Raw genomic sequence first — 15042 nt, 5'->3', positions numbered from 1 at the left:
CCCATTGGGGAGCTCCGAATGTGTTTATAGCAACTTTCGTCTAACTATGGCTGGCGCCAAGAGAATTAGCAACCAAAAGAGACTACCGGATGAGGAGCTGTTCTCTACCTCAACATTAACCCTGGCCGTCGTCGCGAATTCGCCATCGCTGACGGTGACTCCAAACACCAAAGTGGTATCCCGCTCTACGTCCGGAGTTTCAAGCGTAAGTTGGGCACCCGAAGTATTCGCTGCCATCGCTGCAGGTCCTTGTAATTGTTGCCAAACAATTTCAATTTGGTCCCCATCTGGGTCGCTGCTGGCGGTCGCATCCAGGGTAAAGCTTTGTCCTTCTTTAACGCTTAGCGTCGAGTTAGATACGGTCGCTACCGGCGCATGGTTAGGGTTTTGCTGCACCAAGTTACCAGAGAGCTTGTCGCCTTTAGAGTTGCTCAAGGTAAACGTATGAACGAACTCTCCCTCAAGAGGTTGTGCCAGGACGGGGCTCAGGATCAGCGCCAGTGGCTCAGTTGTATTTGCCGGCTGTGTGGCGTTGACTAATAGGGTGTTACCCTCAACACTTACATGTTCGCTTTCTGAACTGGCAATAAAGCCTGGCGCCAGGGCGATATTGGCGGTGTAACTTACGTCTTCATCAAGGGGGTTAGGTGCGAGTGTGAGCGTCAGCTCTGTTGGCACACCCGTACTGACGTCTGTGCTGGCCGCGATTAAGGTCATGGCACTTGAAAGTTGGTTAACAATCACGCTGGTCGTGCCGTGAGATACCGACATGCCCGTGTATTGGTCTTGTTCGAACACTTCGATGCTGCCGTAATAATTGGTGTTGGCGTCGAGTTGCTTGTCCCACAAGATGGTGAAGGGCATCTTTTCAAAGGCACTGCTATTGGTTGCCGGTAAGACATTCATCGACACCCAGTTTTCCGGTGTGCTGCGCACTACGTCGATGGCGATAAGGTCTTCTTCGGCACCCGAACCTTCATAGTTCCAAGCCATTACCCAGTATTGGCCAGGGGCATCGCCGCTTAGGGTACACTGCTCACCCACATTGCGTGTGCTTGCGGCTACACAGACGCGTTCCACCGCTTGTGGTAGGCCATCACCATTGGTGTCTAAGCCAACAAACAGGTCGGCATCCGTTGCTTGCGAGCGACCAATAATAATGTCCAGCGGCGCACCCTCAGCCACATCTAACATGAAAAATGCGGCGCCCTTGTCGAAGCTGTCGAACGGCGTGTTGTTATCATCCGCTGAAATTTTCAGCTCAGTCGTTTGCCCTTTGATAAGTGGGCTATGGGTGATAAAGATTTGCTCGGGGCGACGGAAAGCATAGTCTTTGATATCGAACCCGGCGTTTTGCCAGTAATATTCTTGCGACACCGTACTTGGCACATGGGCGACCAAGGGTTTAATGCGCAAAGGCAAGGTTAACGAGGGCTGTGTAACAACATCCGAGGTTATCTGCACATTGCCATCGATCCATTCGTCAGCGGCCCATTCACTGAATGTGGCGGCAATTGTCACCGTCACTTGCTCGCCGGCACTCAAGGTGACTTCGGCTGGGGTAAAGGTCATCTCGCTGATGTAGTAGTTGTAACCCTTCTGACTAAAGCGGTAGGTGCCCGCTTGAGTCGCGGTGAAGGTTCGCTCCCAGGTACAGGTGCCCGGGCAGTTGCTGTCGATAAGATAAGGGACGTTAAGTGCCTTCACATCGCCTTGCACAGCCGGATTGGCCGCCATGAACTCTTCGGTGCTGACCGCCATGATTAAACCGGCGTTGGCTGCTTTATCGACGCGGATCATACCGGCACCGCGGTCCCACAGGTCTGCGGATTGACCATCCTCGGCGCGGGTCATTTGACTGTTTGCCGTCATCATCAAGGCAGACTGTATCTGCGCGGGTGTCCAACTCGGGTTGATTTGTCTGAGAAGGGCGGCAGCGCCAGCAACATGAGGCGAAGCCATCGACGTCCCTGACAAGAAGTTGTAGTCGCTGGGCGTCGGGTTTGCGTTGAACGGCTGTTCGTCGGCGTAGGCGCCGTAGATATCGGTTCCCGGAGCGGCCAGATGTGGCGAGAGCAACTCAGGAAGAAAGCTGGTAGGTCCGCGAGAAGAGCTGATATTGACGATGTTGCCCTGGTCGCTTTTTCTCGTAGCAGCACCGGCATTGATGCTGATCACGGGCGCTGACTCTGAGCGAGCCCAGGCCAGTAATTCTTCACCCTGAGACTGGGTAATTTGCATCCCTGCGATAGGGTATGGAATTGAATATTGCTCTGTGTTGCTGCCGTCGACGTTACGGATCACCACGCCCACACCACCGAGTTGAGCAATACGATCAACTTTGTCATAAAGGCTGATGCCACCGCGATCGCAGAGCACAATTTTGCCTTCTAGTTCGGGGTAGTCGCGCCAGGTAAAGAAATTACACTCCTTGCGAAAGCTATCAATATCACCGGCATACACCAGTTCCGCACTCACGGCTTCGCTAAAGCCACCCAGGCCTTTGATATCGGTGAAAGACACGGTTACACCGGAACCTGCACTCAGGGTTTTTTCCACAACTCGGTCATGACTGGCATTGGCAACCTGCGTTGTCCATGGCGCCAGGTGACCGACTGTGTTGCTTCCCGGACCTGAGTTACCAGCGGATAAAGAAACAAAAACACCCGCCTCGGCTGCCGATAGAAACGCCAAGTCTAACGCCGAGTTCCAAGGTTGAGGGCCTTCAACGCTGGGGCCAATAGACATGTTGATAACGTCAACGCCTGCATTAATGGCATCTTCTACCGCTTTCACCATGGCGCCCATGTCACACCCGGAAACAGGTAAACAGACTTGGAATGAAACCAGGTTGGCGTGCGGGGCGACCCCGGATATCTGTGCGAAGTTGGTTCCTGCCAAGGGAATGCCATCACTTTCGGGGGTATTGCCCGGCTGGTGTACCGGGATATTGGTGAGGATATTACCCGCCGCGGTGGATGCTACGTGGCTACCATGGCCATTGTAGTCTTCGCCCACATGAGGGCGAACGTCACCAAAGCTATCTGTGATGCTGGCGTAGCTGAACACCCCGATCAACTTGTCGTTACAAAGACTTTTATTTTCTACACAGTCACCAAGGTAGTTGCCGCTGCCTAGCGGGTTGGTGTGTGTATAACCGTCACCGCCGGTGGCCTGGAATGAAGGGTGGTCGGTGTTTACGCCCGAGTCGATAATACCGACAACCACGCCCTCGCCCTTGGCACCGATGGCCTGCATCGTTTCACCATTCCAGATAGGCTTGGCACCAATAAACTCGGGACCGACATCGGTCTGCATTTCATAGCTGATTTGGCGTTCTACCTTTAAAACATTGGGTAGGCTGAGCAGCTTTTCGGCCTGCTTCTCGGTCAACTCCATAGACACGCCATTAAAGACGGTGTCGTAGCTGTAAAGGATCTCTTTCTTTTCACCCAGCAGGCTTTGCGCCGATTGATGAAAGGCCTGCTGCTGGCTTTTTACCTGCGCTTTAAATTGTTGAGCAAACTGAGTCTGAGTATCGAGCTTGCCTTTAAACGAAGGTTCACTTTGGGCCGCAAATGCCAGGGGCTTTCCACGTAAATGCACAAAATAACGATTGGTTGCGCCCTCGTGGTCCTTGTTTAGTACCGTGTTGACCTTGTCTTCAAAAGAAAAGGGTTTGCTGAATAGGGCCTGTGAGCCTGATGCACTGGCCATGCAGCTCATAGCCATGCTGATGGCGATTAATGACTTCTTCATAATAATTCTCTTCACTTGTTACTTGGCGTGGCGTGGACGACGGAATAAGCAGGCACCGAATAGAGCCAGCAGGCTCATGCCAAAGGAGCCACCCGATTTGTTGTTGGTTACATTGACGTCCACCTGGTGGGTCGCAGATTCACCATGGGCATCGATGACGGTCACCGCCAAGGTAGCTACCTCGTCGCTATCAACAAAAGGAGCACTGCCCTGAGTGGTAAGCGACTGGTTGTTGCTGAGCGTGATGCTTGGGCCGCTAACTTGCTGCCATTCAATGTTAACCGGGCCTTTAGCGCCGCTGAGCGCCAGATCTATGTTGAAGTGGTTGCCTTCTTCCACATTCACGCTGCGGGTACCTGATAAGCTGGGCTGTTTATCGTTCTCGATAATCAGGGTGATGTTTTTGGTGGTGACCGTATTGCCGTCGTCGACGACCAAGGCGAAGGTCAGACTGGTTTCTTCTTTAACCACCGGGCTGGTGAATTTAAGCTCCATCGCCGCCGGATCAAAATCGACCTTGGGACCGCTCGTTTGTAACCATTCGATATCCAAAGACGAATTGTCGGGATCGGTCACTTCCGCAGACACCACCACCATTTCATCTTCGCCGGCCCGAACCTGCTCCGGGAGCACGATAGTTGGCGCATCATTGATTGCGGCAATATTGAGTGTGTAGGTCATGCTGGTTGAACGGCTGCTGTCGTTTTTATCGGCAAGCGTGACCACAAACGGCAGTTGCCCTGAAAATTCCGGGGCAGGGGTGATGCTCAGATTAAGCGTATTTGCGCTCACTTGTGCACTGAACTGGGTGTCGTCTTCTGTGTTTACGCTCGCAACCGTGACGCTATATTCGCTTTGAAGCTCGTCCACAAAGGGGATGTTAAACGCAAAAGCTTCATCTTCCTTGGTGTGCAGCGGTGTGTCTGGCCACGCCAAACGCAGGCCTGATTCAGTGCCAACTTCACCATCTTGACGAATACTTTGTACTTGCACCGGGGCATCGCTTGCGAACGAGGTACGCAGGCTGGCAATTGTTTCGCCAAAGGGGGAATGGGCAATACTGTGGCCGTTGATCACATCTTCAACATCGGCAATGACTTGATTATTGAACACCTGGCCGTCCTGGCTAAAGTCAACGCGGTAGAGGTTTTCGGTTTGCGAGGTGTAGTCTTCCGATTTGGAGTAAACCCAGGAAAAAGTGTCGTTATAGCGACTCAAATAACCTGCTGAATAATAACCAGAATCTTGCTCGTCGCCATACAGGATAGGCGCTAACGACACCGGCTCGGAACCAAGAGTCAGGGTACCATCATGACCCACATGTTGCATAAACAGACCATAGTTACCGAAGTTGGTGCGCGAAAGCTGTGCCGCCCAGGTCACCACATAGCCCTCATCGGTGGCAACAATGGATGGGTGCGCGACAGTATCGAATAAAAAGTCATCACCATGAGACAAACGCAAACCCGAGTTGGGGAACTGCAATTTGCCGTTGGCATCGATATGTTGATAGAGAATGTTACTGTTAAATTCCGTTGGGTGAGACCAGGCCAGGGTGACACCGCCCATGCCGTCTGCGACTAATGAAGCTGCACCAAAAGAGCGGGGTGGCAGTTTGATATCACCAAACATAATGGGCTGTGGTGACTCTCCCCACAGCGGGTTGCCATCAAAATCGTATTTTTGGATAAACAGAGAGTTAGCGCCATCGCTTTCGCGGATTCCGGTGAATAAAACAACAAGGCCATCTTTTACCGGCGTAAATGAGGAGAAGCGTGTTGAGCCCATTTGCTCCGCTGTGCGCCAAAGCTCGTTGCCTTGCTTGTCGAACATGCCAATAGCGAGCTTGGCGGAGCGAGCCATGGTGTCGTAATCGAGAGCATAGAAGAGCTTGTCACCAGCGCTTGTGAGGTGTACAGGTAAAGTGCGTCCTGCATCTTCGGGAGCAGGTATGAATGGTGTCTCCCAGCCCGGGGTGCCATCCGCATTGGTTTTAAAAATCATGGTGCCATAGGGGTACACCTTTAAATCCTCAATGCCGGTGTAGATGGCCCCTTCGTCATCTAACATCATTGACCAGGTCAGGATGAATGACTGTTGGCGCTCGTAGAGGGTTTTTGCTCCCTGCTCCCAGGCGAAATCGCCGTTGCGATCTAGCTTATTGATTAGAAAATCGTAGCCGGTTGTCGGATCGGAGTAACCAATAACGATATTACCCTGATGATCAACCAGTGTTTGATGTGATGCGGCACCTTCAGTGGCTGTCACAAAAGAGGAAGTATCACTCCCCCATTTTGCTAACACTGGTGGTGTCATGCTCATGCTAACAGCGAGCGCTGTTGCCGATAGAAGAAACCTCATAGATACTCCTGTTAATGACTTGTTGTTTTGATAACTGAGTGATTATTCATCAGCACTGGAGCGGATGTAATCGATCAAAGGTCCCAAATCATCTGGGAAATAAGTCCTACAAGGCGTTAATGCGTTGTGACTAGGGAGTGGAATTAGAAAGAGATAATGTTGTTTTTTCGTAACTTAATATCTTGTTAAGTAGAGTAAAAATAAGTGGTGTGTGAGGAAGATGATGATCAGAAAGGCGGTTAATTGCGGGGAGCTTCGGTATAAAGACTCGGCACAGCTTGGGCGCCGAATTAAATAAACCAGTACGCAGGCCTCGATAGCGGCCACCAGCACCACGGCATAGCTTGGCGCGGTCGAAAACATCATCATATACAGGCCGATGCTCATGCCTAGGGCCGCCAGCCATTTGGCCTTGGTTGGCACCACCTTATGCTGGCGCCAAGCCGATAGAATAGGCCCGAACCTGGGGTGCTCAAGCAGCCAGGCCTCGAGGCGCGGGGAAGAGTGAGTAAAGCAGGCCAGGGCGGCGATAAAAAAGATGGTGGTGGGCATCACCGGCAGGGCAATTCCTACTATGCCCAGGCCGACAAAGCCTAGGCCTAGCGCTTGTAAGGCAAGGTTCTTGTAGCGTTTTAGATGCCGACTAAGGACAGTTATCAGGCTCACCATTCGATTCCGCAACCCCTGTTAAGGGCAGTGTACTAAAGCTGGGTTGAGGCCGCTATGGCTTTTTGCCTGGCTGGATGGCGGTGGCTTGCACAGCAAAAAGGGCCTCGCGGCCCTTTTTTTAGAAGTAATATCCGATGTTGATATTAAAGCGACGTTCGGTTTCGTCACTGTCGCCGGCGATGGAACCGCCAACAAACGGCTGGTTCTTCGCATGCACCAGATCGAAATAGGTGAACAAGCCACCGGCGGCCACCGAGAAGCCGGTGACATTCATCCAGGTATCGGCGCTGTTATCGGATTTGTCGTAGATGATGCCGTAGTCGTTATAAAACTGCAGTCCGGTTACCGCGCCCCATTTTACCGGCAGACTATAGGCGATATTGGCATTGGTCATGGTTGCCTCGGCGGCGATGCTGTCGTAAAAGGAGTAAGCGCCTACCGCCATGCGATCGACATTGTCGATATCATAGTTATATTCACCATGCTGTAACTGTAAATTCCAGCGTCCCAGGGTGCTGTTGAGGTGAACCGCCCAGGCATAGTAATCGCCCACACGATCGTCGCCGTCATGCAGATCGCCACGTAAACCAGACACTCCTAGCTCGGTTTTGCCACCTTCATGTTCAAGGTGGTAGCCGTAGCGGCCGGAGAAGGTGTTGTATTCGCCAATGGCATTGGTGGGTTCGGCATAAATGCCCTCATCGGCGCTGCGAAAACCAACCACATCGTAGGAGTAGCGATCGCTGCGGTTATCGACATAGCCGTCGACGCCACCGAGTTCATCGTTTTTGAAAAAGCCGAGGTCGAGCTGCCAGTTGTCGGCAATTTTGCGTTTAAACAGCAGGCCAAGATCGTGATCATCCTCCAGGCCCACATAATAGGTGGTGCCGAAGAAATAGTTGTGCGAGTTATAAGGCCAGTTGCCGAAAGGTACCTTGGTAATACCCGCCTGCACCTGCCAGTCGTCGGCAAAATCATAACCCACATAGGCATATTTTACCGCTGTCATATAGTCGAAGAAGCGGATCTCGGCATTGAGTTCCACATCGCCAATATCACCGGCGAAGTTAACGCGGAATATATCGAAATCGAAGTCGCCGCCGCGGTTTTTATTGTCGTCGTCGTAGGAAGTGTGGCTGTAGTTGGTACGTACGGCACCGCCAATGCGAATACCATCTTTTTTCTCTTCGCTTTGTTGCGCTACGCTCTGTTCCAGTTGCTCTTCTTGTTTAGCAATGCGCCGAGTGATTTGCTGTTGCTCTTGTTCTTGCTGTTTGGATTTGCGTTCTGCCGCTTCGAGCTTTTGCTGCAACTGTTGCATTTGTTGCTGCATTTGCTCAAGTTGCTTTTTCATTGCCTCCAATTCAGGGTTGGCCAGTGCCGAGCCAGATGTCAGGGCTAAGCTTACCGCCAATGCTGTGTTGTTGAAATTAATCATAATAACCTTTTGTTGTGGCCCGTTCCCCTAGCCTAGACTAAGTTTCGGGTTTTTACGAAGGTAGGCCCGGTTCCGGGGCGACTGGTCGTTTGGAACCACGTGCCTCAACAGAGTGTCTCAACCGAGTTTCTCAACCGAGAACAAGCGGTAGCCTTGACCAGGCCTCTTATCGAGCCCAAAGATGATTAATTAGTGTAACAAAAGCAAAAGCTTAGGTTAATGGTGGATTATTCGCCTTTGTTTGAATCTAAGGGTTTGGTGATGGCGCCTACTTCGAGCAGAGGTGAGGCATCGATCTTATCGGCATCCATCATCGCGGCTATGCGCTGCATGGACGAGAGCAGCAGGGTTTGCTCCCATTCGGCAAGGTTGCTGAACTTGTCGATAAAGTGCTCTTGCAGTGGCTGCGGCGCCTTGTTCAACAGGGCCGTTCCTTGCTCGGTTAGATAGAGGCTGACACGGCGCTTATCGAGTTGGCTGCGTACCCGGCTTACCAGTTCGCGGCTCTCTAAGCGGTCTAGAATATTGGTGACCGTAGCCGGGCTTAAATTTACATTTTGCGCGATGCGGCTGGCGGTTATGCCGTCGGTTTGTGCCACTTCATTCATGATCAGCAACTGAGGCCCGGTTAACCCCGAGGTTTTATTCAGCTGTTTGGAATGCAGATCGATAGCGCGAATAACCTTGCGTAGGGCAATTAACAACTCATCATACTTTTGCATTTCCAATCTCCAACATGTAACCCCGCCATTATACCCGTAAAAAGCGCCTCGAGCACCCTCTGCGCACAAACGGGTTCGACTAAGCGGAAGTCGTTGCAGAGTTGCTGTGGTGATGACAGGGTGATGAATTATTTTGCCCATATGTTTATTTAGTGCGGGACTTTGGGTAAGGTGACTCAGCACCGCTTTATCGTTAAGGATTGAATAATGCAGCTTTCATCGAGTGTTTCTATTACCCATTGTGATTCTGGCCTGGAGTACTTACAGGTGGACTCGCCCTTATGTCAGGCGCGTATCTTCCTCCAGGGCGCACAGCTTACCCAATACACTCCTGCATGCGGCAAAGCCCTCATCTGGGTATCCGAACAAGAAGACTTTCAAAGTGGTAAGAGCATGCGCGGCGGTATTCCTATTTGTTGGCCCTGGTTTGGAGTGCATCAGCATCCGGATTGGCCGATACATGGCGTTGCCCGCGTCTTGCTATGGCGCGCCGAAGAGGTACAGGAAACTCAGGATGAAATTCGCATCAGCTTGTCCTTGCCCATGACCCAGGTCGATCCAGAATACTGGCCCCATAAAACCCAGTTGAAGGTTGAGTACGTGCTCAGTGCTAAACAGCTTGAGGTGCGTTTAACAAATACCAACCTGGATGATCATGCGATCCAGCTAACTCAGGCTCTGCACACTTATTTCCCGACCCCGGATATCACTCAAACCGAGGTTGATGGCTTGCAAGGCGCGCACTATATCGAGTTTGGTGAAGGCCCCTTCGAGCAGCAAGAGGTGGTACGCTTTGGTCGCGAAACCGATATGGTATACAGCGGCGCTGGCGCGCTGCAGCGCATTCGTACTCCCGATGGCACCATAGAAGTAGAGCGTGAGAACTCCCGTTCTTGTGTACTGTGGAACCCTTGGGTGGACAAATCCAAGCGCCTTTCTAACTTTGCCGATGATGAATACCATCGCATGCTGTGCCTGGAAGCGGCCAATGTACTGGATGACAAGGTGGAGTTGGCTCCCGGCGAAAGCCATACTCTGGGCACTATTATTCGCTGGGGGTAAGCTCGACATTATCCCGCCTGGGTTTGGCCATCCTCTACTGGCTGAGCCCACTGCTTTGCCAAGGGTGTTTGCCTAAGGCTTTTGCCTAGGGCTTTGTATTTTCCTTGTACGAAAATATTTACAGCGGTTCCTTGACCGTCTACCCCTCCAAGCTTGCCAACAAATCACGCAAATATACAATGCGCGCCTTCTTTAAAATCGTTAAAAATCATAAGTTTACAAATTTAAACTTAGTATTAACTATGATTTTTAATGGTTAACTTTTTAATTACTAAAAGAGGTTGCCTTGACTCAGTATCTAGCCCTGTTTGCGTCCTTGATTCTGGCTTTTAGCTTTTTACCCATGCTAAATAAAATTAGTAGGAATCGCAGTGTTTCCGGGGTCTCTCTGCTGATGATGAGCTTTGGAGTGGCGCAAAGCCTTTACTTTATCGCCTTTAACCTGTTTTTTGAGCGCTACGCCATGGTGTTGCCATTCGTGGTAACCGGCATGCTCAGTGCGCTGATCCTCTATTACTTTATCCGCTATAACGCCAGCGATAGCCAGCGTACACGACTATTGCTCTTGCTAGTGGCTACTTTACTGCCCTTTACCTTGCTGCTTAGTGCTCAGATTGATACAGGTGAGCTACTCCATGTCTTGACCTTTGTGGCGTTACTGATGAGCTCAATCCGCGTGATGCCGCAAACCTATAAAACCATCCGCAGTGGCGATGTCTCTAACCTGAGTGCCCGGTATTTTATTTTGCAGTTTATTGCCGGTGTACTTGGTCTGGCGGCGGAGCTGGCCATGAGCACGCCGAGTGTGGCTCATGTGCTTAATTTTGTGATGATCCTCTTAACCAATGCGGCACAGTTGGCCTGTATTCAATATTATCGCCAACGCCCGGCCATGGCCTAGTACAGAATTGACCATAAAAAAGGCCACATAATGTGGCCTTTTTTGTCTCTAAGCTGGCAAGCTTAAACGGTTAATGCCTTGTCGATCAGCAGGTTAATATACTGCTTATTGGCCTTGGCCGCCGCACTGGCTCCCCAGGCGACATTCTCGTCGCGGATATGCTGCAGTTGCGATAATGCTGCCGCCTTGGCCAGGTTGTCGTAGCCGCTAGGCTTCTTCACGCCGGCAATGGCGATTAGGCGGTTTACGTATTCCACCTGCAGGTTATGGCTTAGGCTGCTGGCTTCCTTGGCATCAACAAAAATAGCCGCAGTAAGATCCTGCATCATGGTGCTTAAATCATACTCGTTGCCGTATAGGCTGGAGTCAGAAATACGCTGCAATACATTCTTATGCAGTAACTGGTTAAGCACCCCTTGCTGCATGGTCAGTATCATGGCGTGCGCTTTTGGATCTTCATTCTTACCATAGTGGTTGAAGCCACGACGCTGTTGCTGCAAGTAGCTGTAAAGAGGCTGCATGTCTTTAAGAACATTAGGTGCGAAGACCTTGTCGGCTAACACCTGCATGGCCGCTTTTTGACGCTCTAGTGGTACCGGAGTAAATGGTGCCTTGCCGCCATCGCTGCCAACCAGGTTACGCTCGACATAAATACCGCCGATCTGGCGAGAAATCACTTCCGCCTGCTGCTTATACTGGCCGGCGAGAATATTGGCCGAGACCACTAGTTGCTGGTGGCTTTCGCCCTCAACTAGGGCTTTGGCTTTAAGTTCGGCCAGCAGGCTTTCTACGAGTGCCATGCGCTCGGCGCCATAAGCTACCGGGTTTGAGGAAAGGTCGCCAATCATCACCCGTGGGTCGATATGACGGCCCGGGGCACGCATATCATCGGCATCGTTACCAAAGGCCAGCTTGTGCTCAGCGGAGCGCGACAGGATTTTCTCCAGGCGAGCTTGCTCGGCCTCAGCTTCATTGAGCGCTTGGCTGTAGCCGAATTCAATCGCCCAATCGTCATAAGGACCTGGTTTGGTTTGGAAAAAGTCGCCTTGCTCAACGCCTTTTGGTGCTATGTTGGCAGGAGCGTAATCCATCACAGAGCCGGTCACTATGCCTTGAGTCAGGCTCTTATCATGCACCTGCTTTTCATCCCACAGGATGGATGACTTCATATTGTGGTTCAGACCCAGGGTATGACCTACTTCGTGCAGCACCAATTGCGTTAGGCCCTGGCGCAGAATTTCTTTGTCGCTGATGTCGGCGCCGCTGGCCAGGGTGCTGGCCAAAATCATGTTTTGTTGTAATTCATGGCCCAGCGAGCAGTTGAGATCTTCGCCGTGGGCTTCGCCGCGGACTGGGCTTTGAGCTAGGCTGGCCGCACCTTGGGAATACAGGGTGTCGTAGATCCAACGGTTTTTCATAAACACGTATTCAAGCATGATGTCCGAGCCCAGGATTTGACCTGTGAGCGGGCTTGCCAGCGCCGGGCCATAACCGCCGAATGGCGGGCGAGGTGATGAGGTCCAGCGTAACACGTTGTAGTTGATATCACCGGCATCCCAATCGGCATCGTCTGGTTGCACCTTCACGACCAGGGCATTTTTAAAACCGGCCTTTTCAAACGAGCTGTTCCAGCCCAGTACGCCTTCCTTTATGGTGTCTCGCCATTCTACCGGCGTGGTGTTTTCAATCCACCAGACGATCGGCTCAACCGGCTCGGATAGCTCGGCATGCGGGTCTTTTTTCACCAGGTTCCAGCGTTTGATCACGTCTTTATAAGGAGCCCAATCCGCCGAGGTCATATCGTCAAACTGGTTGCTAAAGTAGCCGATGCGGGCATCGTCGTAGCGTGGCTGGTAATCGTTTTGTGGTAATGCCACAAAGGAGTGCTGAACCTTGATTGAAACTGCGCGTGGATCGCTGATGGCGGCTGAGCCTCGGACGCTGGGGTTGTCATTGTTGAAAACATAATCGACAACTATATCTATATTATTTGGGTACGGGCGATGCTTAATAATGCGTGATTTTTTGTCGTCCAGCTTGCCCAGTTTAAAGCGCTTCTTGGCGTCTTTGTCGTCCGGGTTGCTCCAAGGCGACACCTTATGCAGCGCTTCGCTGAGGAATAATTTGTCTACTTTAAAAGCGATTTTACCTGCTTCTTCCACTTCAATCGGCAGACTGGCGAGTACGGCTTCGCTGATATTGGCTTCAGCAGCGCGGGCAATTGCGCTGTCGTCGTTGAACTGGTAACGCGGGGTCTTGCTAACAATGTCGACGCGGTCAAAGTAGCGACGAAATTCGATCAGCTTGGTTTCACGGTAGGCGCCACGGAAGTGGCCGGCATCGGTAACACCGTCTACGGTATGGGCAAAATAAACATAAGGCTTGTTAAGCTGCGCCTCGGTGATCACCATTAGATTGTCGCCGCTTTTCGGGTCTTGATAAAAATCGAATACGCCATCGTAAAGGATATGGTCGGCGGTGGTTTGCGCCAGTGTTTTAGTTTTTTCTTCTTCTGTATCTTTGGCCAAGGTGGCCTGGCTGCCTAGCGCCAGGCTAAGGGCCAGTGTAAGGGTAGAGAGTTTCATTTGGGTCCCTGATCTTGCTTGTTGTTAGCAAAGCAGTGTACTGAAACTGGCTGGCGAAAAAACCGGGAATGAGACAGAAGCCGGTATAAAGCCGATATATTGCAAGTAATCATTTGATAAATATGCACTTTTACTTTGTAACAAAGTATGGCTAAGAGCGTTTTATCGCATTATTGGTGCTCGGTGCTGCTTAGTGGGGGTGCTGTCAAAGACATATAAGTGGGCGATAAATGCGCCGTTGACGAAGTAGAAAGCCCTTGTTAATCAATTACAAAGCGGTCGATATTTGATGTTGCTAAAATTAATACTTGCTTACAAATGAGCAGTTACTAAAAAGAACCAAGTTGTTAATATATGCTGAATATAATTTTATCAAGGTGATCGGCCATGCATCAGGCATTAAAAAAATCCTTAGTCGCACTCGCAGTTGTTGTGGTCACTGGGGCCGCCGCTAGCGGTATCATGGCAACGGCGAAAAAGCCGGATGAAACCAAGCAGGTCGACACCCGGCCTATAGTCGAGGTGAAATCTCTGGCCGCCAGCGATCACCAAGTGCTGCTGACCAGCTATGGCGAGGTTAGACCGCTTGAACACACTTTACTTGCCGCTCAGGTCAGTGGCGAGGTGGTGAGCTGGAACAAGGGTTTTGTTGCCGGCGGCATAGTTGCCCGTGGCGATCTGCTGTTCACCATAGAAAAAGACAACTATGAAGCGGCTGTGTTGCAGGCCGAGGCCGAGGTAGCGCGAGCACAGGCGGCCTTGATTGAAGAGCAGGCGCAGCAACAGGTGGCCAAAGACGAAGCCGCCCGCACCCCAGGCGTGAAGCGCTCGGCCCTATTCTTGCGCGAACCTCAGGTATTGAGTGCTCAGGCTGCTGTTAAGTCGGCGGAAGCGGCGCTCAAGCGGGCGCTGCGTGATCTTGCTAACTGCGAAGTGCGTGCTCCTTATGATGCCCTGGTGATCTCCCGCGACATTGGCCAGGGCCAGTTTGTCAGCCCGGGCAGCAAGGTGGCAGAGCTTAATAATATCGAGACGGCGGAGATCATTCTGCCCATCGCCGGCTTCGACAGCGCCTTTTTACCACCGCGTGTTGCCGGTATTGAGGCCACCATTACCCAGGAAGGACTCGGTGGTTATAGCCGCAGTGCGGTGATTGACCGTGATTTGGGGATAGTCGATAGCGCCACGCGTATGAGCAACTTGGTGGTGCGTGTGGATGACCCCTATGCCATTCACACGCAGCAACCCAAGGTCAAATTTGGCAGCTATGTACAGGTACAATTTCCGGGGCAAACCCTGCGTGAGATTTTCCGCTTACCGCAGGAGCTGGTGAACAATAAAACCGTGTGGGTGGTGAACAAGGACAATCTGCTGCAGCCGCGTCAGGTTACCGTGGTGCGCGAAGAAGATGAGTTTTTCTTAATCAGCGAAGGTCTGCAAAGCAGCGATCGCATCGTGCTGACCTTGCCGGAATATCCGCAGCAGGGCATGGAAGTACGTATCGCCGGGCAGGTGAGTACCAGCCCAAGCAACGACCAGCTGTAG

8 protein-coding genes and 1 pseudogene are annotated in these 15042 nt (G+C 51.7%); 3 read left to right on the top strand and 6 right to left on the bottom strand.

All coding sequences use genetic code 11. The features are described 5' to 3' along the window. Window positions 1-24: 24 nt before the first annotated feature. The 5 genes and pseudogenes from C2M34_RS16040 to C2M34_RS05610 all read right to left on the bottom strand — a co-directional run bounded on the left by C2M34_RS16040 (window position 25) and on the right by C2M34_RS05610 (window position 8949). A complete protein-coding gene (locus C2M34_RS16040) occupies window positions 25-3759 on the bottom strand; it encodes a S8 family peptidase (RefSeq protein ID WP_105258286.1) in 3735 nt (1244 codons plus the stop codon). A gap of 18 nt (window positions 3760-3777) precedes the next feature. Beyond that, window positions 3778-6120: a hypothetical protein gene (locus C2M34_RS05625; RefSeq protein ID WP_199878775.1), complete on the bottom strand. Its 2343-nt coding sequence runs from the start codon at window positions 6118-6120 to the stop codon at window positions 3778-3780. Between the two features lie 276 nt (window positions 6121-6396). Continuing rightward, a pseudogene (locus tag C2M34_RS05620) lies at window positions 6397-6789 on the bottom strand (YbaN family protein); the annotation flags it as partial. Window positions 6790-6907: 118 nt separating this feature from the next. Further along, window positions 6908-8227, bottom strand: a complete 1320-nt coding sequence (locus tag C2M34_RS05615) for a porin (protein WP_105258283.1) — start codon at window positions 8225-8227, stop codon at window positions 6908-6910. 227 nt (window positions 8228-8454) lie between these two features. Next, window positions 8455-8949, bottom strand: coding sequence for a MarR family winged helix-turn-helix transcriptional regulator (locus tag C2M34_RS05610; protein WP_105258282.1), 495 nt, complete (start codon window positions 8947-8949; stop codon window positions 8455-8457). A 207-nt stretch (window positions 8950-9156) separates the two neighbouring features. Between C2M34_RS05610 and C2M34_RS05605 the strand changes: the two genes are divergently transcribed. Both C2M34_RS05605 and C2M34_RS05600 read left to right on the top strand, forming a co-directional pair. Further along, the gene (locus C2M34_RS05605) at window positions 9157-10011 is read left to right on the top strand and encodes a D-hexose-6-phosphate mutarotase (protein WP_105258281.1); all 855 of its coding nucleotides are present in this window, start codon (window positions 9157-9159) and stop codon (window positions 10009-10011) included. A 286-nt stretch (window positions 10012-10297) separates the two neighbouring features. Continuing rightward, window positions 10298-10912, top strand: coding sequence for a PQ-loop domain-containing transporter (locus C2M34_RS05600; RefSeq protein ID WP_105258280.1), 615 nt, complete (start codon window positions 10298-10300; stop codon window positions 10910-10912). Window positions 10913-10974: 62 nt separating this feature from the next. Here C2M34_RS05600 and C2M34_RS05595 read toward each other — a convergent pair whose 3' ends face one another. Further along, entirely contained in the window at window positions 10975-13497 is a 2523-nt protein-coding gene (locus C2M34_RS05595; RefSeq protein WP_105258279.1) for a zinc-dependent metalloprotease, read from the bottom strand. Between the two features lie 387 nt (window positions 13498-13884). Between C2M34_RS05595 and C2M34_RS05590 the strand changes: the two genes are divergently transcribed. After that, window positions 13885-15042, top strand: coding sequence for an efflux RND transporter periplasmic adaptor subunit (locus tag C2M34_RS05590; protein WP_105201151.1), 1158 nt, complete (start codon window positions 13885-13887; stop codon window positions 15040-15042).

Source organism: Pseudoalteromonas sp. T1lg88 (assembly GCF_002964765.1).
Taxonomy (GTDB): Bacteria; Pseudomonadota; Gammaproteobacteria; order Enterobacterales; family Alteromonadaceae; genus Pseudoalteromonas.
This window is presented reverse-complemented; position numbering and strand designations above follow the sequence as displayed.